At 42.8% G+C, this 21,035-nt stretch carries 19 protein-coding genes; 9 read left to right on the forward strand and 10 right to left on the reverse strand.

The features are described from left to right. Nucleotides 1-7: 7 nt before the first annotated feature. The 7 genes from CRENPOLYSF2_RS08440 to ubiA all read right to left on the reverse strand — a co-directional run bounded on the left by CRENPOLYSF2_RS08440 (nt 8) and on the right by ubiA (nt 8,910). Entirely contained in the window at nt 8-2,218 is a 2,211-nt protein-coding gene (locus CRENPOLYSF2_RS08440) for a CHASE2 domain-containing protein (RefSeq protein ID WP_087143513.1), read from the reverse strand. A gap of 462 nt (nt 2,219-2,680) precedes the next feature. Continuing rightward, nucleotides 2,681-3,391, reverse strand: coding sequence for a FlgO family outer membrane protein (locus CRENPOLYSF2_RS08445; RefSeq protein ID WP_087143514.1), 711 nt, complete (start codon nt 3,389-3,391; stop codon nt 2,681-2,683). A gap of 341 nt (nt 3,392-3,732) precedes the next feature. Next, on the reverse strand, nt 3,733-4,263 hold the full coding sequence (gene def / locus CRENPOLYSF2_RS08450; protein ID WP_087143515.1) for a peptide deformylase: 531 nt from the start codon (nt 4,261-4,263) through the stop codon (nt 3,733-3,735). Nucleotides 4,264-4,265: 2 nt separating this feature from the next. After that, nucleotides 4,266-6,356 carry a polyphosphate kinase 1 gene (gene ppk1 / locus CRENPOLYSF2_RS08455; protein WP_087143516.1) on the reverse strand — a complete coding sequence of 697 codons (2,091 nt, stop codon included), beginning with the start codon at nt 6,354-6,356 and terminating at the stop codon, nt 4,266-4,268. An 8-nt stretch (nt 6,357-6,364) separates the two neighbouring features. After that, the gene (locus CRENPOLYSF2_RS08460) at nt 6,365-7,048 is read right to left on the reverse strand and encodes a class I SAM-dependent methyltransferase (RefSeq protein WP_087143517.1); all 684 of its coding nucleotides are present in this window, start codon (nt 7,046-7,048) and stop codon (nt 6,365-6,367) included. Next, the gene (locus CRENPOLYSF2_RS08465; protein ID WP_087143518.1) at nt 7,045-7,950 is read right to left on the reverse strand and encodes a 1-aminocyclopropane-1-carboxylate deaminase/D-cysteine desulfhydrase; all 906 of its coding nucleotides are present in this window, start codon (nt 7,948-7,950) and stop codon (nt 7,045-7,047) included. Before CRENPOLYSF2_RS08465 ends, CRENPOLYSF2_RS08460 begins: the two co-directional genes overlap by 4 nt. A 75-nt stretch (nt 7,951-8,025) precedes the next feature. Further along, the gene (ubiA, locus tag CRENPOLYSF2_RS08470; protein ID WP_245807952.1) at nt 8,026-8,910 is read right to left on the reverse strand and encodes a 4-hydroxybenzoate octaprenyltransferase; all 885 of its coding nucleotides are present in this window, start codon (nt 8,908-8,910) and stop codon (nt 8,026-8,028) included. A 78-nt stretch (nt 8,911-8,988) separates the two neighbouring features. Between ubiA and arsC the strand changes: the two genes are divergently transcribed. The 6 genes from arsC to CRENPOLYSF2_RS08500 all read left to right on the forward strand — a co-directional run bounded on the left by arsC (nt 8,989) and on the right by CRENPOLYSF2_RS08500 (nt 16,932). After that, nucleotides 8,989-9,336, forward strand: coding sequence for an arsenate reductase (glutaredoxin) (gene arsC, locus CRENPOLYSF2_RS08475; RefSeq protein WP_087143568.1), 348 nt, complete (start codon nt 8,989-8,991; stop codon nt 9,334-9,336). 11 nt (nt 9,337-9,347) lie between these two features. Next, nucleotides 9,348-9,941, forward strand: coding sequence for an NAD(P)H:quinone oxidoreductase (wrbA, locus tag CRENPOLYSF2_RS08480; protein WP_087143519.1), 594 nt, complete (start codon nt 9,348-9,350; stop codon nt 9,939-9,941). Further along, nucleotides 9,938-10,297 carry a DUF2069 domain-containing protein gene (locus CRENPOLYSF2_RS08485; RefSeq protein ID WP_087143520.1) on the forward strand — a complete coding sequence of 120 codons (360 nt, stop codon included), beginning with the start codon at nt 9,938-9,940 and terminating at the stop codon, nt 10,295-10,297. The genes wrbA and CRENPOLYSF2_RS08485 overlap by 4 nt, the downstream gene beginning before the upstream one ends. Beyond that, nucleotides 10,298-11,005, forward strand: a complete 708-nt coding sequence (gene hda / locus CRENPOLYSF2_RS08490) for a DnaA regulatory inactivator Hda (protein ID WP_087143521.1) — start codon at nt 10,298-10,300, stop codon at nt 11,003-11,005. 459 nt (nt 11,006-11,464) lie between these two features. Then, on the forward strand, nt 11,465-12,670 hold the full coding sequence (locus CRENPOLYSF2_RS08495) for an esterase (protein ID WP_245807953.1): 1,206 nt from the start codon (nt 11,465-11,467) through the stop codon (nt 12,668-12,670). A 140-nt stretch (nt 12,671-12,810) separates the two neighbouring features. Next, the gene (locus tag CRENPOLYSF2_RS08500) at nt 12,811-16,932 is read left to right on the forward strand and encodes a DEAD/DEAH box helicase (RefSeq protein ID WP_087143523.1); all 4,122 of its coding nucleotides are present in this window, start codon (nt 12,811-12,813) and stop codon (nt 16,930-16,932) included. 426 nt (nt 16,933-17,358) lie between these two features. Here CRENPOLYSF2_RS08500 and rdgC read toward each other — a convergent pair whose 3' ends face one another. Then, a complete protein-coding gene (gene rdgC, locus CRENPOLYSF2_RS08505) occupies nt 17,359-18,267 on the reverse strand; it encodes a recombination-associated protein RdgC (protein WP_087143524.1) in 909 nt (302 codons plus the stop codon). Between the two features lie 160 nt (nt 18,268-18,427). On the opposite strand from rdgC, the gene CRENPOLYSF2_RS08510 reads away from it, so the two are divergent. Both CRENPOLYSF2_RS08510 and yjgA read left to right on the forward strand, forming a co-directional pair. Continuing rightward, the gene (locus CRENPOLYSF2_RS08510) at nt 18,428-18,601 is read left to right on the forward strand and encodes a hypothetical protein (RefSeq protein ID WP_245807954.1); all 174 of its coding nucleotides are present in this window, start codon (nt 18,428-18,430) and stop codon (nt 18,599-18,601) included. A gap of 4 nt (nt 18,602-18,605) precedes the next feature. Then, a complete protein-coding gene (gene yjgA / locus CRENPOLYSF2_RS08515; RefSeq protein ID WP_087143525.1) occupies nt 18,606-19,214 on the forward strand; it encodes a ribosome biogenesis factor YjgA in 609 nt (202 codons plus the stop codon). Nucleotides 19,215-19,272: 58 nt separating this feature from the next. Here yjgA and CRENPOLYSF2_RS08520 read toward each other — a convergent pair whose 3' ends face one another. Further along, entirely contained in the window at nt 19,273-19,875 is a 603-nt protein-coding gene (locus CRENPOLYSF2_RS08520) for an outer membrane protein (RefSeq protein WP_087143526.1), read from the reverse strand. 460 nt (nt 19,876-20,335) lie between these two features. Between CRENPOLYSF2_RS08520 and CRENPOLYSF2_RS08525 the strand changes: the two genes are divergently transcribed. After that, nucleotides 20,336-20,707 carry a hypothetical protein gene (locus tag CRENPOLYSF2_RS08525; protein ID WP_087143527.1) on the forward strand — a complete coding sequence of 124 codons (372 nt, stop codon included), beginning with the start codon at nt 20,336-20,338 and terminating at the stop codon, nt 20,705-20,707. 17 nt (nt 20,708-20,724) lie between these two features. Here the strand turns inward: CRENPOLYSF2_RS08525 and CRENPOLYSF2_RS08530 are convergent, their stop codons facing one another. Further along, nucleotides 20,725-20,979 (reverse strand): hypothetical protein, encoded by a 255-nt coding sequence (locus CRENPOLYSF2_RS08530; RefSeq protein ID WP_140396828.1) that lies wholly within the window; start codon nt 20,977-20,979, stop codon nt 20,725-20,727. Nucleotides 20,980-21,035: the final 56 nt, after the last annotated feature.

The raw sequence follows: 21,035 nt of genomic DNA on the forward strand, positions 1-21,035 counted from the left end.
CTGATTTTTACTTTTCGCCCAGTGTCACAATACCCTCCCAATACGCCGGTGGGTTTTTTTGATAAGCCAGCGCCAAATTTAAATAGAATTGGCTGGGGCCGTCTGTGTTATAGGTATCCAGTAATGCCTGAAAACTGTTAGCCGCAGCAGTCCACTGGCCTTGTTGAAACGCCATTAATCCCTTAGCGAATTGCTGGCCTAGCTTTATTTGAGTATCACTCATATTCGATTTTATGGCGACAATCTCTAAAAGCGCTAAAGGTTCTTCTCTGCCGACTAAGCGAAATAAGCCTACCGGTCTTGAGATAATATTGTTTACATTGGCGGCAAAGCTTGCGGAGGCTAAAATCTGCGTGCCTAAATATTTATTAACCCCTTGAATGCGTGATGCCGTATTTACTGTATCGCCGATAGCACGGTAATGGCTGCCTTCCCCCGCATTTATTTTACCCAGTGTCATTGCACCTTCGTGTAGACCGATGCGTGTAGGTAGACGACCCACGCGGGTCGCGTCATTAAATCGTTCCACTGCTAATGCCATCTCTAATGCAGCTAAACAGGCGGCAAGTCGCTGAGTTGCCACAGCACCATCAATCCATACCGCCATCATGGCATCGCCGGTCACATCAGCAATAATGCCTTGATGTTTTGTAACAGGATGGCTCAACACTTGGTAATACTCGTTTAACAATTCCCACATCTCATGTGGCGTATGTTGCGCCGCTACCGTGGTATAGCCTTCAATATCGGTAGCCAGACACAAGCCGTTGACATCGCGCTCAAATGCCAGTGCTTTTGCACTTTTCTCTGGATACCATTGCCCAGGTGAGGTGGCTACAAAGTGTATCCATTGTGGAAATATTTGCCGAACAAACATCAGTATGCGTTTTCTTTCTTTTAATAAATCTCGCCGTGACCACACCAGTGACATCAACCAGGCGCACGGTAATTGAATTAACAGCGGCACAGCAACCGGCAACCATGCACCGCTGCGTTTAAAATACCAAACCGTTAAACCCGCATAAACACCGCCCAGCAGCAAGCTTGCCGCAATACCTAATAGCCCTGGAAATTGAGTGAGTAACCAGCCTATCCACAAGCCAAATAAAACATACCAGAGCGCGGGCGGGTACGGTGATGTCACAAAACGTCCCTCCAGTAAATTGGCAAATTGTGTGGCCATAATTTCTACCCCTGCCATTCTGCCACTGTGCGTGTCGGTGTAGGGTGTTTGAAAGAAGTCTGGTTTAGTGGGGGCAAACTGACGATTGGACATACCTACAAACACAACTTTGTCTTTTAAGTTACTTACTTTGCCGTCATAAACATCGCTGTAAGATTCCATTCTAAAAGTGTGTGGCGGGCCGTAAAAATCAAGATAGCGCGTATCTTGCAGGCAAATTATATTATCTAGTCGCTGTTGTAAGTCGATTTCTTTGGCTGATGCTGTTAATGTTGGCTTAACGGGTAGTAAACATTGTCTGCGCTTGTTGGTTAACCAGGTAGAAAACAGGCTGTTGGGCTGGTTAATGCCATGTAATTGGCCGCTGTGTTGTAAATAATATAGCCACGTTAATACGGGTAATGTCGGCGCTTCGGCTAACGCATCCAGAAAAATCCAACCTTCTCGAACAATGGCATTTTCAGCATCATCGGTGAGAAAAAATGGCGCATGATCTAATGCCGCTGCTTTAATAGTAGCCGCAGGTTCAATTTTACGCATGGCAATCAGTTGCTCAGACAGCGGCTGTTTTTGTTGGCCTTCTAATTGAACAAAAGGTTGTAGGTTATTTTTAGAGCAGGCTGAACGTCCGTAGAAATCCTCAACACCGCGCCGTAATTTTTGTACACAATCGGTTACCAATACGTTACCTGCCTGTCGTATAGCTTCTGAAAATGCGGGGTCGTGTTCAGGATCAGCGGCGATAAATTGCAGATCAAACACAATTAACGCTGCGCCTTGGCGGTGTAATTCTTGTATCAGTTTGGCATGAAAGCCACGCCAGAGGGTAAAATCTTGTCTCAGATTAAACCGTGTTTCCGAGACTTCATCCATTGCTACGATAACCGCTTCAGCAGGTGGCGGTCGTGTGCCACGGATTTTAAACAGGGTGTCCAAACCCAATGATGTTTCTATATTGGTCAGCGCATCAATACCGCTACCCAGTAAAAAGCTGATGAGCGCGATGATAATGGCGCGTAAATAGGGTTGGTTCATGATTAGATTTTTTGGCTACCAGCTTAATAAGGGACAAAATGTAGGTTGGGTTGAGCGTTTTTCTCAACCCAACATTTCCAACGTATTGTAAATGTTGGGTTACCAAACAGCAGGTAGCCCAACCCACTTGAATGTTATTATTTTTGTTCCGTGTTAGATATAAAGTTGGTAGCCAATTTTTTTATCCAGCCGTGTAAATCTTAGGAACGCGCACGAAATAACTTGAGCAAGTTCATGCTTCGACAGGCTCAGCACGAACGGTGGTGGCGTTTAAGTTGTTCAAGTTATTTCATGCACGTTCCTTAGGGGATTTTCATTTGAGTGCTGTGTGCATATTGCCAGGGAAACGTTCAGGGTTATCATCACTACGGCTCTATAAAAAACAGGTAGCTTTTGATTCTGGCAAATTTTGCCAAAATAATCCACAGAAAAGTTTAATCTCAGTTAATAAGGCGAGGTAATTTAGCGCTGTTTAGTATTAGGCTGGTTGTCTTCTAACGGTATAGAATTTTGTTCTAAATTCGGTTGTAAAGCTTCTTCAAGCATAGGTGTGTTATCACTTTCTGATTGCATAGCGCCTTCTACGCTCATACCATTTTGTGTTGCCAGATTAGCAGATCGCACAAGAGCAGTATGAAGATCTTTAGGTTTCATCATCATTTTGGCATCAGGCCCCATAGGCACTGAAAAATCGGTGGTGGCAATAATATTTTTACTGCTGATATCTACCATGCGTAACGAAACATAGCCGGTATGCTTGCCAGGTGCATAAACGCCTCCGACTAAAGTGCTGGCATGATAATGTCTTAGCATGGCTTTGGTTTCATCGGATAAATGGAAGCGTCCGCCTTCTTTCATAATAAATAAGTCTATCGGCATTTCCATGCCCATCACTTGATAGCCCAAATTGCTAAATGCCGAGGCAATTTGATCCGAAATAATACGACCAAACGATGAGGTTTGGTTTAAATTATCAACATTCAACAAAGTACTGACGACAATTAAGCTGTTTTTGGGGATTTTATAACGGATTTTTTCTTGTAGATCATCGGTTGCGGCATAACTTTTTGCTACAAAATCAGCATCTCTATTGTCGAGAAAATGATGTATTCCACAGCCGCTTAAAAATGAACTCAATAAGACAGAAATAAGAGCTGTTGTTTTTTTTAACATGTATAAATCACCTTGCGTGAATTGATATAGGAAAACAGATAATAAAATACACAGCCACGCTAACAATATACAGCTTTTTCAACTTAGGACAGTTACAGCTACCGTTCGTGCTGAGCTTGTCGAAGCATGAACGGCACACTTCGACAAGCTCAGTGCGAACGGTTACGCTGTAACTATTGAACTGTGAAAACGCTGTAGCCCTAATATTAGTTTAAAAAATGCTATGTGTTCACTTCTCCCCTTGAAAAAGGGGGATTGAATAATTACAACAAATGATAAGCGTCCAATGACTGCTGACAATATTTTTTGAGTAATGCCGAGTAAGGTGTAAATACAGTGGCTTAATGCAGAAGTAATTTAAAATATTCACTTTCTGCCATGATATCAGCAGTGCTTTCTACCCGGTCCAAATACACCATGCCGTTTAAATGATCGTATTCATGTTGAAATACTCTGGCTACAAAATCTTGCGCGTGTAATATGATATTAACGCCGTATTGATTGGTGTAATGGATCATAATGTCGGTGTATCGGGGTACTAAGGCACGGATACCTGGAATACTTAAACAGCCTTCCCAGTCTTTTGCTGTGTTGTCAGATAAAGTCTGAAAAGAGGGATTAATCATTACTGTTGGCGACATAGTTGGTGCTAAGGGATAGCGTTTAGTGGGGCGCGAGGCAATGATAACAAGTTGTTGTGACACGCCAATTTGCGGTGCCGCAAGACCTACACCTTCGCTAGACGATAAGACCGTGTGCATGTCTTTTATCAGTTGTTGCACCGACGCATGATGCACATCGGGTACATGGGTTGCCAGTTGTCTAAGTACAACTGCGCCTAATTGGGCAATTTCACAGTGAGTTGATGTCATTATCAGGCGTGTAATTCTTGTAAAAGTAAGTTTTGCGCTTGTATTGCCGGTTCAGCGTCGGTTTTTTGCACACGATGATAGTTGCCATCGGCGTGTAACAACCAGGCTTGTGTATTATCCTGCAAGTACAAATCCAGATCATGTAAGATGCGATTATGTAATTTTTTGCTTTCAATGGGAAAACATATTTCTACACGTTGAAATAAATTGCGGTTCATTAAGTCGGCACTGGAGGCGTAAACTTCTTGATTGCCGTTATTTGCAAAGGCATAAACACGGGTATGTTCTAAAAAACGGCCAATAATGGAGCGCACTTCGATATTATCAGAGACCCCTTTTATACCAGGTTTTAAACAACACATACCACGTACAATCAATTTAACCTGAACGCCCGCTTGCGAAGCGCGATACAAGGCCTGAATAATAAGCTCATCAACAATAGCATTCACTTTAATAATAATTTTCGCCGGTTTGCCGTGTTGTGCATGGTCAATTTCGCGGTCAATTTTTTCTAATAAGCCACTGTATAAAGTAAACGGCGATTGCAGTAATTTGTTCAGCTTAATGACTTTACCCATGCTGGTTAACTGAGCAAATACCCGACGCACATCTTCGCCCAAGGCTTTGTCACACGAAAACAAACCGTAATCGGTGTACAGTAGCGCGGTTTTAGGGTGGTAATTACCGGTGCCTAAATGCACGTAATTGCGAAGTTCTGCGCCTTCGCGCTTTAACACCAAGCACATTTTAGCGTGGGTTTTATAACCGACTACGCCATACACCACATGCACAGCAGCTTCTTGTAATTTGGCCGCTAAACCTATGTTATCTTTTTCATCAAAACGCGCCCGTAACTCAATTACCACTGTCACTTCTTTGCCTGCTCTGGCGGCTTTAATCAGCGCGTTAACAATCGGCGAATCTGCGCCGGTACGGTACAGTGTTTGTTTAATGGCGAGTACATCAGGCGCTAGTGCCGCTTGACGAACAAATTCCACCACAGGTGCAAACGACTCAAACGGATGGTATAGTAAAATATCATGGCGTTTGATAGCGACAAAAATATCTTTTTTACCGGCCATTTGGGAAGGTATGGCGGGTTTAAATTCAGAAAATTTAAGATCGCTACGCGGCAGCAACGCGATAACGTCTTGCATTCTGGCCAAATTAACCGGGCCGTCCACCAAAAATAAGCGATCCGAGAGCAGATTAAAGCGATCTAGCAGATAATAAATGGTTTCTTCGGGGCAATGTGCATCCACTTCCAAGCGGACTTCATCACCGTAATTACGCATGGCTAACTCGCCTTGTACGGCCAGAAATAAATCATCAATCGCATCATCATCAACAAATAAATCACTGTTACGGGTGACTCTAAATTGATAGCAGCCTTTAATGGTCATGCCATTAAACAATTCGCCGACAAAAGCATGGATAATGGAAGATAGAAATACAAAATCATACGGGCCGCTGCCAGTTTCCAGTGCCGGTAATTGCACCACACGGGCTAAAGAACGCGGGGCTTGTAAGATAGCTTGGCCTCTGTTTCTGCCAAACGCATCTTTACCTAACAACGAGATAATAAAATTTAAACTTTTGTTGAGTATTCTAGGAAAAGGGTGGGCAGAATCAAGACCTACTGGTGTCAAAATGGGCAATAATTCTTCATTAAAATAATTTTCCAGCCAAGCGTGTTGTGCGGTCGTCCATTCATTACGTCGAACAAAGTGAATATTTTCTGTAGCCAATGCCGGAATCAATACGTCATTAAGAATCTGGTATTGTTCACTGACCAGTTGATGCGCATCGGTGGCAATGGCATCGAGTTGTTCATTAATAGTTAAGCCATCTTGGCTTAAGGTTTTAGGGTCAATTTCAGCCATTTGTATCAGGCTGGCCACGCGAACCTCGTAAAACTCATCTAAATTAGAACTGGAAATACACAGGTAATTAAGGCGTTCTAATAGTGGCACGCTGGTATCGCGGGCTTGCGCTAACACGCGCTTATTAAAGGCCAACAAACTTAATTCACGATTAATATAAAATTCAGATTTTTGCAGATCAATAGCGTCGTCTGCTTCGTTCAATAACATCTTATTCTTTATGTCCATTTAGTAAAATATGCACCAGGGATAATCCCTGATATAAAAACATGCCGATCGCTGATTTGTTCAATTTCCAAATCCAAGCCAGCTTGTTTGAGTTGCTGTTTAATTTCTGGCACAGTAAATGCTGCCAACAGCGAGTTGTAAAAATCGTCTTGCAATATTTCAGGTTCGTTTTCCGCATAGGTGTTAACTAACGCGTGTGCCGCTTCCGAGCTATCAGGTCGTAATAAATCCATAATAACGACATGTGTGCCAGGTTTGGCGTACTTTTTTATCACTTGCCATAAGGCTTGTGGGTCGTGCAAATGGTGCAATAAGCTATTGCTGAAAATCAGTTCGTAGCTGGATTGCGGCAGCATAACATCGGGCAACATGCCTAAAATATAGCGTATGCGTCGATTGACATCATCAGGGGTTTGTTGTCTGGCCATAGTAATCATGGCTTCAGACCCATCGACGGCATGAACTTTACTGAGGGTAAAGTGTCTTGCAAAACGGCAACTTATGTCACCAGGGCCACAACCTAAGTCGAGAGCTACGCCGCTAAATGGCGCACCGTTAATAAAATGGCTTAACCGCGTTATAAATTGGCTATGCGGGGCATCAAAATTGGCTTGTGCGTAGCACTGCACTTGGCCTTCGTCTTCCATTAATTCCGGTTCTAACACTCTTTTCATGGTCTGTTCTGCCTTTTTCCCTGTAATCCACCGGTATGCACGGCAATAATGCGCTGGTCTGGTTTAAAGTAACCTTGTTGGATCAGCTCATAAAGCCCGTACAGCATTTTTCCGGTATAAACGGCTTCGAGAGGAATTTTAGTTTGTAATTCAAAATCTTCAATAAACGCCAGTAATGAAGCATTGGTTTTAGCATAACCACCAAAATGATACGCTTGATTTATTTGCCAATTATTACGCGGTTGCAACAATAATGTCGCCACATCAGCATACAAAAAATCAGCATTTTTTAACGCAGAAAAACCCAGTACCGCAATATTATCATTCACCGCACTGGCAATACCCGCCAGTGTTGCACCCGTACCGCAAGGCACACACAGCGTATTGTAAGCCATATTGATTTCGTCGACTAACTCGGCCACACCTTGTAAGGCTAACGTGTGCGCCCCCCCTTCTGGTAGCCAATATTGTTGTGGCTTTAAGTCAGGAAAGCTGTCAAACGTTTTATATTGTCGTAATGCTCTGTATTCTGTGCGCGACACAAATTTTAGCACCATGCCCCAGTGTTGCGCGTCACGTAAAGTGGGCGTTAATACTGAAAGTGGTTCGCCGCGTATGATGCCGACTGTTTGCAAGCCTAATAATTTTCCCGCATATGCCAAGGCATGCAAGTGATTTGAATAAATGCCGCCCATGCTGATCAGCGTATTCATGTCTAAGGACAAAGCGTGTGCCAGACTGTATTTTAGTTTGCGCCATTTATTGCCAGAAATAATGGGGTGTAATAAATCATCACGCTTAATCCATAATTCGATACCCTGCCGATCAAAACAGGGATTATTGAGCTGGGTTAACGGCGATGATCTAAAGTTTTTTTCCAAACTATCAAGTTTCGGCGACATTAATAATGGATTACTTTACAGGTATTTTATAAAAATAATTTCTTGGAGGCAGCATTTTTAGAGTGCAAAGCAGGGTTAGTGCAGTAAATAATCAATCATTAAGCCTAGAAATACCACCATACCAAAGTAATTGTTATTGAGAAAAGCTTTAAAGCACAAGGCTTTGTGGCGATTAAAAATCAATTTTTGCTGATAAACCGATAAACCGGCCGCCACGACAAGCCCGGTATAGTAGGCCGCGCCCAAGTGCGCCATTTGGCCAACGCTTGTTAATAAGCCAATAATAATAATTTGCAATACAGCCATAATATGACGGTCATAAGCACCGAACAAAATAGCGGTTGATTTAACGCCAATTTTTAAATCATCATCTTTATCAATCATCGCATACATAGTGTCATAGACTAACGCCCACAGTACTACGGCACAATACATAACCCAAGCAAGTAGCGGAATACTATTGGTTTGCGCTGAAAATGCCATCGGTACTGCCCAGCCAAAAGCAATACCCAAATAGGCTTGGGGTAATTGGGTGTAGCGCTTCATAAACGGGTAACTGGCTGCCAAAAATGCGGCGACAAAAGACAATAAAATGGTATAAATATTGAGCAATAAAACCAATGCAAACGCAGACAAACACAATGCAACAAAGACCCACAAGGCTTCTTTAGGGCTTACTTTGCCAGCGGCTATCGGGCGCTGTTTGGTGCGTTCTACGTGAGGGTCAAAATCGCGGTCTGCGTAATCATTAATGACACAGCCTGCTGCCCGCATTAATATCACACCCAAACAAATCACGGTTAATACCCGTATATCGGGCTTACCATTGCTGGCCACCCAAAGCGCCCATAATGACGGCCATAATAAAATAAGAGTACCAATAGGTCGGTCAAAACGCGCCAGCAGCCAATATTGTTTACAACGATCTGCAATGTGATCTTTTAATACAGTTGATACCACAGTTTTGTACCTTTTAAAAGCGTTTTTTTATTAAAAATGTTACCATTATACCCATTAATTGTCATGGCCACTTGTCATATGCGTATAAAAATTTACCATAATCCACGGTGCAGTAAGTCACGCCAAACTTTGCAGCTATTAACCGCGCGGGGTATTGATGTTGAGATTATTGAGTATCTGAAGACACCGCCCAGTGTTGACGAATTAGATGATATTTTGCAAAAACTTGGTTTAGAGCCGCGTCAGTTGATGCGTCAAAAACAAGCTGAATATCAACAGAACAATTTGGATGATGTCACGCTGGATAAGCTGTCCTTGCTGGCTTTTATGGTTAAATACCCTGTTTTAATTGAACGCCCTATTGTGGTGGCTAATGGCAAAGCGGCGCTGGGCCGCCCGCCGGAAGCTGTTATTTCTATTTTATAGCTCTTATCGTTATGACCATCAAAATTCTTATTGTGTATTTTTCTCGGCATGGCGCAACAGCGGACATGGCACAGCACATTGCCAGGGGTGTTGAAGCGGTAGCGGGTGCAGAAGCGCTGCTGCGTACTGTACCCGACGTGTCTGCGCTTTGTGAAAAAACCGCTGAACGCATTCCAGCGCACGGCGCTGTTTATGCTACGCTGGATGATCTGGCCAACTGTGATGGCTTGGCGCTGGGTAGCCCTACGCATTTTGGTAATATGGCAGCGCCACTTAAATATTTTATTGATGGCACTACCGAGGTTTGGTTTTCGGGGGCATTAACGGGTAAACCAGCGGGGGTGTTTACGTCAACGGGTAGTTTGCACGGTGGTCAAGAGAGTACCTTGTTATCGATGATGTTGCCGCTGTTACACCACGGTATGCTAGTATTGGGCGTGCCTTATTCTGAGAGTGCTTTACGTGAAACCACTTCTGGCGGTACACCTTACGGGCCAAGCCATTTGTCTTCTGAGCATGGTCAGTTAACCGAACATGAAAAAACCTTGTGTCGTGCCCTGGGTACGCGTCTTGCCAAAACTGCACAGCGTTTAAAACAATCATGAAAAAAATAAATCCAGATTACTATTACTATTTATCGTTGGTCGGATTTTTTGGCTTGTTTGTCTGGCTGATGTTATGGCATACCACATTAGGCGCACAGCCAAGCAAATTTCCGGTGGCATTGATGCTGATCATTACTGTTACGCCATTATTATTACCGATGCGCGGTTTATTAAGCCGCAATAAAAGAAGTTGTGCGTGGGCAGCTTATATTAGCCTGGCGTATTTTATTCACGGTGCGGCAGAAACTTATCTCAATATTAATCAGCGTTTTTATCTGTCATTAGAGGTGTTATTCAGTTTAATGTTGTTTTTTGGCACGACTTTTTACGTGCGCTTTGTTGGGAAACCCCATTAAATGGCCGAACAAATTCCACTGGATTTTGAATTTAGAGCGAACAAAACCTTTGCGGATTTTTTTCCAGCGGCAAATCAAGAAATTGTCAGCCATTTACAGCGTTGTGTAGCCGGAACTGGCGAGCAACAAATTTTTTTATGGGGTTATCACGGTCAAGGTAAAAGTCATTTATTACAAGCGTGCTGCCATGAGATGCAAAAGCGAGGATTGCGATCATTTTATTATGACTTATTGCCTAAGAATCTCACAGATACTGACATTTTTACCGGTCTTGATGACTGTGATTTGGTTTGTCTTGACAACATTGAACACATTGCTGGTAAAGCTGATTGGGAATTGGCTTTTTTTAATTTTTTCAATCGACAGCGCGATTTAGACCGCAAGTTAATATTATCTGCCGCCAGTTTGCCGGCACACATCAATTTGTGTTTGCCGGATTTAAAAACCCGTATCAACTGGGGGTTGACGCTAAAGTTGCAGCCTTTTTCTGACCCCGAACAAATTGCTGCATTGATTTTTAAAGCCGATAAGATGGGCTTTGATCTGTCCACAAGCGCAGGGCATTTCTTGTTGACGCATTACCACCGAGATTTAGAATCTTTATGGGCGCTGTTAGATACCTTGGATCGCGCCTCATTGATTGCTAAACGCAAATTAACCCTGCCTTTTTTAAAGCAAATTTTGAATAACCAAACCGAGCTTGATTAAGGTTTTTAATAACGTGTTTGATTTTAGAATATTGCGACGAGTCATTTAAAGCTAGTAACTTAAAACGGGACAACTTTAAATAAAACCGTTCGTGGTGAGCTTGTCGAACCATGAACCACAAGTCCTTCGACAAGCTCAGGACGAACGGATATCCCATCATAAGTTGGTAACGACTTCTCCGCCATCCCCCGATGATCAATCGGGGATTCTGGTTCTTTTAAGTTCCAGAATCAAGATATAAAGTTGGTAGCCTTTAAAGCCAATAGCTCTGTCAGTTTTTCACATTAATTGTGACAAATTACCATCGGCTATTAATGTGCGGAATAGACTTGTAAAATTCCAACGTCTTCTGCTTTTAATAGGTTACGGAGGTGTGATATGCGGTATTTTAATACTGGTGGGCATGGGCGGTTAATTTTAATACTTTCATTTTTAATCACCGGGTGTGCGGCTAATAGCATGTATCGAACGGCTTATGATACCTGTCAGCTAACCGCTAATGTAGACTGTAACACTCACTCCTTACAGCAGCACACTGACAAAGTAAACGGCACCGAATACTTATTAGGCTTTGTGGAAATTGATGACCAAGGTCAGTGGCGTGATCGCAAACAAATGCAAGCGCTTATTGATACCCTGTATGCGAGCGCTGCCAAACAAAGTGTTTTGATCAATGTTTTTGTCCACGGATGGCATCATAATGCAGCGCCTGGTGACAGCAATATTGAAGGTTTTAAGCAGGTGTTGGCCAGAATCAGTCACGCTGAAAGCAAAAAAATAGACCATAAGCAACAACGCAAAGTGATAGGTGTTTATGTGGGTTGGCGAGGCGAGTCTATTCTTATTCCAGGGATTAAAAATTTGACGTTTTGGGATCGTAAAAATACCGCGCAGGATATTGGTTATTTAGGCATAACGGAATTATTACTAAAGCTGGAAGAAATCGCCAATGTTAGAAACGCCATTGCGCCACCCATAAAAAGCCGTTTGATTGTTATTGGTCATAGCTTTGGTGGTGCGGTGGTTTACAGCGCTACCTCGCAAATTTTAATGAGTCGCTTTGTTGATAGCCAGGCTAATAAAGGTTTTGTTGATACGGCAAAAGGCTTTGGTGATTTAGTTGTGCTACTCAATCCAGCCTTTGAGGCGCTGCGCTATGCCCCCGCCTTTGATTTAGCGCAATCCCGATGCAGTTTTTTTGAAAATCAAACACCAAAATTAGCCATTTTAACCTCCGAAACGGATAATGCGACCGGCGTAGCGTTTCCATTAGGCAGAACACTCAACACTTTTTTTGAATCGCACAGTAAAGTTAATCGAAATGATTGTGGCTATGCCATGACCTTAGATGAAGGTGAGGCTGATCGAAATACCGTAGGGCATTACTTGCCCTTGGTGAGTCATACTTTAACGCCTTTGCGTGGTAAAAATATCGCGCACGTGGTGAGCAATGCCCCTATAAAAAATATTTGGAGCCAGCAAAAATCAGGCGGCTCAACTCAGTTTGGTCAAACAGTACTGACGCATTTGAAAAAAACAGTACCGCGCAGTCCGTATCTTAATATCCGTGTTGATAAGGCCTTAATGGACGGACATAACGACATATTTCGTCCCGAAGTTGATGGTTTTATTGATTTACTGATCCAGATGTCAACTGTCGATTAACTTGTCACAGCTGAAATAATTATGGGAATATTAGAATAATCCTTTTCAAATACCAAGAGTTAGCGCAGTGTTTGACCTGTTTGAGTAAAAATTATGGCAAAATACGCCAAATATACTTACTCTTCAGGCAAAAAATTTAAATGAATAACAAATTAGTCGATGCTTTTAATGCGCGATCCCCCGAAGAACAACTGATTCTACACGCATTAGCGGTTATTTACGCACCAATAGGGCAAACCGCTCTGCAAACGTTGTTAAAAAAAGCCCTTGATTTAAAGCCTGCTATTACGGGTCTTATCGAAAAGAGTTTGCGCGAAAAATTGCTGAAAGCAGGTTTAATCCTCACCCCTTCGGATGGCTGGCAATGCCATCCAGAGATGTGCGAATATTTAATGAAGCGTGCGGTTTTGCAGCCCTGGTTTACGGCACTGGCAACTGCTTTGCTTTCTGAGAATAGATTTTATTATTACGCGGATCGTGACACACTTTTTTACCTTACCAAGCGCTTGCGATTGTTTTTATACCAAGGCAATAGCAAGGGCTTTATGGATGAAACCAGGCGTATTGCTGCCCTGAAGCCACAAGAGTTACCTGTTCTTTTCGAAAGTCTTTTTTTTGCTAATTTTGATGCCGAATGGTTTGCCAGTATAAATAGCAGCATTAGATTCTGTGTGTTGTCTGGTTTTGTTGAAAGCAATATTTGGCTGTTTAACGATACCCGTAAGCACTATCAATTATTAGAAGAATTTTTTGCTGCTGAAAAGCCCGTTGCGTTAGCGGCGGCGCAAAGTATTATTAGTGAGCGTTTATTACGCGGCAATTTGGCTGATGCCGATGACTGGTTAACCGGTGATAATTCATCGGTAAGTTTGAAGCTATTAGCGACTACGCGCTTTTTACAAAACCGTAACGATGACGCTTTGCTGTTGTTTGAAGCCGCACACAAAGCACTTAAAAAAGAAGTCAGTAAGCGCAATGTCAGTTTTACCGGCTTGTATGGCTATTTTTATAGCCTGGCGTTATTTCGCAACCGCAGTGTAAGTAGCATCACACTCCTGAAACAAAATCTGCAAATTACCCTTAAAACAGGCGGCCAAGGTCGGTTTTATTTGCTCAATGTCATTTTGCAAGAAGCGGTTGATATTTATCAAGGCAAACTTCCTGTTGAAAGCAGTGTATATCTGTTTAAAAACAACAACTACGACTATGAGTGTCTGTTTCACGCCTTGCTATTGTATTGGCTGGGCGAAATGGAAACCATGACAGCGGCAAAAAAAGATTTTTTACCCAGTTTGGCCGGATTTTGTGAGCAAGCACACCAACTGGGTTTTGTTTGGTATGCCACAGTCAGTTCTGCGTTGTTACAGCGTTTAGGCTACGAAAGCCATGTGTGTCAAAAAATAGCGGCACAATATGCGGATTCGCCTTTTATTGCCATTCTTGATTTATTGCCGCGTGTAGAAAAATGGCAACGTGCCTTAGAGGCGTTAACCCAGTTAACGGGTGATGCAACTGTTAATAAAGCCCAACCAGAAGTGCGTATGATTTGGGCGTTGTCTTTGGTTAATAATTACATAGCACTGGAACCTAAAGAACAAAAACTGGGTAAAAATGGCCGCTGGAGCAAAGGTCGCCCCATTGCGTTAAAACGCTTATTCCATAATCTGGCTGATTTTGATTATCTGTCCGAATACGATCGTCGTATTTGTGCCCATATTACTTTGGAAAAAGAACGTGATTACTATTATACGAAAGATATTTATGAAATTAGCAGTGAAGCAATTTGGTCAGCTATTGGCCATCCGTATATTTTTTGGCTGAATCAAGAGATACTGGATGCGCCGGTGCAAATTACGACCGCTGAGCCGCAATTGCTGGTAAAAGAGCAAAAGAAAGCGCTGCATATTTCTATTGTCCCCAAAATTACCAGTCAAAAAATCATTGCTCAAAAAACCGCTGACAATGGTTTATTGTTATACAAAATTAGCGACCAACACCGGCAAGTGGCCGAAATTTTAGGCAGTAACGGGTTAATTGTACCTGCCGCTGCACGTCAGCAAGTGATTGACTCCATTGCTTCGATAGCGTCAATGCTGACCGTGCAATCTGATATTGGCGGTACGTCCAGCCATGCTATCAGTGTTGATGTTGACAGCCGTTTGCATATTCATTTACAACCGATGGGCAATGGTTTGCAGATCGAAATTTTTGTGCAACCGTTTAGTGCGGGCGGGCCGTTGTATAAACCCGCTGCCGGTGGTGCCACGGTATTGGCAGAAATTGATGGTAAACAATTGCAAACCCACCGTGATTTTAAGCTGGAAAAAAACTACTTAAAGCGCGTATTGAATGAATGTTCAGAACTTTACGTCGATAAAGATTGCAAATGGCTGTTAGATGATGCTGAGTTTGCGCTAGAGGCTTTATTGCAATTACAAGCTTTAGGTGATTTTGCGGTATTGGAATGGCCGAAAGGCAAAAAAATACACATTAGCCGCGAAGCGGGTTTAAAGCAGGTACAGTTCTCGGTACGTAAAGAAAAAGACTGGTTCAGCATCGAAGGCAGTCTGGAAATTGCTGAGCAAGAAGTGCTGGATATGCAGCGTTTAATGGCGTTATTAAACGGTTCATCCAGCCGGTTTTTAAAATTGGAAGATGGCCAGATTATTGCCTTAACCCGCGAACTGCGTCAACGCCTGGATGATTTGGTCGGTTTGGGTGATGTGCAAAAAGACAAAGTACGTTTTCATCCGTTAGCAGCACAAGCGCTGGACGATATTACCGCCGGTATGCGCATCAGTGCCAGCAAACCGTGGCAAGATCAGCTGAAACGTCTCAACGAAGTCGGTGATTTAAACCCTAAAATACCGTCTACTTTGCAAGGTGAACTGCGCGATTATCAACGTGAGGGTTTTCAGTGGATGACCCGCTTAGCGCATTGGGGTGCCGGCGCGTGTTTGGCGGATGACATGGGCTTAGGTAAAACCATACAAGCGCTGGCGCTGATATTATCGCGTGCGCCTAATGGACCAACGTTGATTATTGCCCCTACTTCGGTGTGCATTAATTGGTTAGAAGAATGCCAGCATTTTGCCCCAACGCTCAATGCGTATCAATTTGGCAGCGGCGATCGTCAAGCCATGCTGGATAATGCCGGCCCGTTTGATTTGGTGGTGTGCAGTTATGGTTTACTGCAATCTGAAGGCGAACGTTTGGCAGAAAAGCGCTGGCATACGCTGGTGGCTGATGAGGCACAAGCCATTAAAAATGCCCTGACCAAACGTTCAAAAGCGGCAATGGCTTTGCAGGCTGATTTTAAGCTGGTGACTACCGGTACGCCGATAGAAAATCATCTGGGTGAGTTGTGGAATTTGTTTAATTTTATTAATCCTGGCCTGTTGGGTACGTTAACCAAATTCAATGAACGCTACGCGCAGGCTATCGAAAATAATCAAGATAAAGTGGTACAGCAACGTCTGAAAAAATTGCTGCGCCCGTTCATTTTACGGCGGCTTAAAAATGACGTGTTAAAAGAATTACCCCCGCGTACCGAGTTAACTTTGCACGTCGAACTCAGTCCAGAAGAACGGACACTGTACGAAGCTTTGCGCCGCAATGCCATGCAAACCATGATGGAACCCACCGGCCAGGCGGGGCATCAGCAGTTAAGAGTGCTGGCTGAAATCATGAAACTGCGCCGTGCCTGCTGTCATCCGCGTTTAGTCATGGAAGAAAGTACGATTGCCAGTTCTAAGCTTGAAGCGTTTGAAGAGCTGGTTGACGAGTTGCTGGCCAATCGTCATAAGGCGTTGGTGTTTAGCCAATTTGTTGGGCATTTAACCTTGATACGTGAGCGTTTGGATAAAAAAGGTATTAGCTACCATTATCTGGATGGTTCGACACCGGTGCCGCAACGCAAACTGGCGATGAATGCGTTTCAGGCCGGTGATGGTGATTTGTTTTTAATTAGTCTGAAAGCTGGGGGGACTGGTTTAAATTTAACGGCGGCTGATTATGTGATTCATATGGATCCGTGGTGGAATCCGGCGGTGGAAGATCAGGCTTCTGATCGAGCGCACCGTATGGGGCAAAAACGCCCAGTCACTATTTACCGTTTAGTGGCTAAAGACACGATTGAAGACAAGATTGTCGAGTTGCACAAGCATAAACGCGATTTGGCCAATAGCTTGCTGGAAGGCGGTGAGGTGAGTGGTAAGATGTCGGTTGAAGACATGATGGCGTTGATTAAAGATATTGATTAACACCTTGCATTCAGCCCAATTTCATATTGGTCAAAATATATTCGACCTATCTGAGGCGCGTAGGTCGGGCAACGGCTTTATCGTTGCCCGACAACCATGTGCGATGAGCAAACAATAAGTACATCCAAAAGTCGCTATTGTATAAAAACACGTAAATGTCGGGCATAAAAAATATGTCCGATCTGCCTACAGCGTTTTCACCGTTCAATAGTTACAGCGTAACCGTTCGCACTGAGGAACGTGCATGAAATAACTTGAACAACTTAAACGCCACCACCGTTCGTGCTGAGCCTGTCGAAGCATGAACTTGCTCAAGTTATTTCGTGCGCGTTCCTGAGCTTGTCGAAGTGTGCCGTTCATGCTTCAACAAGCTCAGTACGAACGGTGGCTGTAACTGTCTTAAGTTGAAAACGCTGTAACTCAAATTTACGCTTTGTTTTCCCCGCCAAATAATTCTAATAAACGCGGTAAAAAATTAGCCAATTCCGCAGACATAATGGCAAAGTCAGTATCGAATTTTGCCGCCGCATCATCAGAATTACCATCGGCAACCTGGTCTTGAATTAAATCCAGAAAGCGTAAACGCTTAATAGATAAAATATCATCAATAACAAACGACAGTCGTTGATCCCAGCTGATGGCCAGTTTAATGACTTCTTTACCGGTATCTAAATGGTTTTTAATTTCCGGTACAAATAAATTATGGCGTTTACAGCGGATACTGCCACCTTCTTCTTCCGGTGAACGTAATTCGCATTCGTCTTCTATAGTAATGTCGTCTGGGAAGTGTTCACTGCTTAGCCATTCGGTCATCACAGCAGTGGGTTTATCAAGGGTGTTAAGTGGTACAGCGGGCAACGAGCCCAAACTTTTACGCAACAAGCTTAGTAAATCTTCGGCTTTTTTGGCAGAAGCACTGTCTACCACTAACCAGCCGCCTTTGGGATCAATATAAGCGTAGGTATTATTGGAGAAAGTGAAAGCTTTCGGTAACAATTCAAAAATCAGCTCATCTTTAATCTCAGTGCGCTCTTTTTTGGATAATTTTCGACCCTCTTTTTCTTCTTTTTCGGCAATTTTATCGGCAGTCATTTCATTAATTACAGACGATGGTAAAACCCGTTCTTCTTTTTTGGCACACAACATGATAAAACCGTTGCTGCTGTGCTGCAGTTGTTGTGCCGATTTACCTAAGGGTGCAGTCCATCCCATGGCGGTTTCTTCGTGTGAGCCACAAGGGCGAAACGCCAGTGCTTCAAGTTTTTGTTCTAATTCTTCAGGGGTAAGAGTGAATGCTTCAGTCAGACGAAAAACGCTAAGATTTTTAAACCACATGGTGTGTTGATACTCTCTGCAAATAAGGGTTGGTTATTATCGCAAATTTAGCATGGCAAGCCGGAAGTAAATTTACTCGATTTAACTATAGCAAAACTTATAAATAACAACGCGTTTTATGGTCTATGGTAAAGTAGATTGTATTTTATGGGGGATGTCCATGTGGCAAAATGTGTTGCTGGGCGCAATAGCGCTATTGATGATTTTCTGGGCAGGGCCTGGTATTAAACACTCGATAGCTCGCAGTAAGCAGGCAAAATCTGATTGGCCTGCGGCGTTATTGCCTTTAGCATTAGTGGTGATATTTGTGGTTTTTTTGATTGCGATGGTTTGAAGAGATGATGGAACAAGAGTATCTGTACGAAGAGCAAGAAGATGAAGTGGAATACTATGCCATTCGGCCAAATAAAACCCTGATTAAAAAAGAGATTGGCATACTTTTTAAATTGGGCGAGGAAATGTCTGCTTTATCGCCAGCACATTTAAAAAGTTTGGAGCTGCCAGAAAAAATTCATAAAGCGGTGGTTGAAGTGTCGGTTATGAAGCTGAATGGCGCACGCAAACGTTTGTTAAAGTTTATTGCCGGCCAGTTGCATAAAATAGACGTTGATCCTATTTTAGAGCGTTTGGCACGTATTAAAACGCAAAGCGCGCATGTGGTGCGCGAGCATCATATTACTGAGCGTTGGCGTGATCGTTTGATTAACGACGGTAACGATGCCATCACTGAATTAATGGATGATTATCCGCAAGCAGATCGGCAAAAATTGCGCCATTTGGTGCGTAACGCGCAAAAAGAAGCAGAGTTGGCTGCGCCGCCTAAATCATCGCGTTTAATTTATCAATATTTGAAAGAACTGTTCATTGGTTCAGAAGACGAGAATAACGACGTTGGTTATGATGAGTTTGAAGAAGACGAGGGCAGTGAAGAGGAGTTAGAAGATTGATATAGGGTGGGCAAATTTTTGCCCACTTTTTGCATTAATACTATGCTTTGTTTTTGGGTTAAAAACCAAGACGTATACCGGCCATAACTTGATGTGCGCCAAGGCCAAATTCGGTTTTGTCGTCACTTAAATAATTGTATTTAACATCAAAGCTTAATCTGTCGGTGTATTTATAATTTAATCCGGCACCGAGTTGATAGGTAAAATCAATGTTATTTTCATACTCGTAAGCATGGCCAAAATAATTTTCTTCAATTAGCCAATGAGAACCGCCCACCCCAGCCATAATAAATGGCGTAAACGGTGTCTGGTTTTTAAAGTCGTAATAGCCGTTTAACAAAAACACAAATTGTTGTTGTGTGGCATTATATTTAACGCTGGGTGTTCCTGTCTCCCACCATGTAAAGTTACTGGTATAGTTAGCATCGTTAGATAAATATTTAAATTCGCCTTCCACACGAAACCGATCCGCTATACGGTAACCTAAAGCGGCACCAACGGTGACCCCCGGATCATAGTTCATAAAACTATTGCCCATATCAACAAAATAAGCACCGGCATTCAATTGCACATAAGCGTTGTGTTCATCGGCTAACACACCAGATGATAATAAATAACACAGTGGGAGTACGCCAAAACAGGTTGGTTTTTTTAACAACATGATAATAATCCCGAAAGCTAATAATAGTTTTTTGCTAGCTATTTTCGTGATGAATAATAGTGATAGCGCGGTATTATTGCACTTGAAACTGAACGAAACCTGAATAAAAATAAAATAATTGAACAACTTTATTTTATTTTTTACAATTTTGTGTTCTGTGATGAAGCAAGTTATTGTTTCAGCACAGCAAGGCGATTGGCTGAAAGAACTATGCGCTGACTTTATTTTTTAACACCATGTTACTCAAAGCAGGCAACACAATAAACCTTACACTATAATTCAAAAATACCCATAGTAATAATCGCTTCGTGCTGGCAATGCCTTGAATAGGATCACGGTCAGGTTTTAACGCCGAAAAGGTTTGTGTTACTCGATCTTCAAGTTTTTAAGCTTAGAAAAACGCCAAGAAACCGAGTAAGCTAATCAGTGATAGGATTCAACGTATTTCAGCACTATATTGATGTCCGAGCCGGCACAGTTTATAAAAACCTTTGTAACTGAATTAAATGAGGTATTAGGAAAGCTAAAATCCAATGCCAAACTGACGGAAATACAAAGTGACTGGTTAGGATTATGTTTAACTAGGATCTTGCTGACCAACACCGTGTGTTGGGCAAAGTTTCAGCGAGCGTGCTTAGGCACCTATAAAATTGCAGCACTTTCGTGGATGTTTCGTGATGCCAAGATTGCTTGGGATTATATGCTGATGGCCAGTGTAACAATGGTTCTTGAACAACACGGGATCACTGAAGGGGTACTGGTTCTTGATGAATCCGACCGAGCGCGTTCAAAGCGAACAAAGCGCCTTTATACTCGATCTTCAAGTTTTTAAATTTTAACTATCGAAAATCAGCCCGCAGTTCTGCACCGTAGGGAAGCTGTTGGTTGCATGCGGCCTAAATTTCGTCCAATCATATGTTTACCAGAAGGCATCAACTGAAAAACATCGCCAATCAGTTCCGCTAATTCCTTGAGTTTATCCGTTGGATTGTGGTGCTCCAGTATTGTCTTGATAAGCTCCAGCAGCACATCCATTTGAGATTTTCTTTGCAGACAGCCGGTTCGGACATCAACATAGTGCTGAAATACGTTGAATCCTATCACGGATTAGCTTACTCGGTTTCTTGGCTTTTTTCTAAGCTTAAAAACTTGAAGATCGA

Source organism: Crenothrix polyspora (assembly GCF_900163755.1).
Classification (GTDB): Bacteria; Pseudomonadota; Gammaproteobacteria; order Methylococcales; family Methylomonadaceae; genus Crenothrix; species Crenothrix polyspora.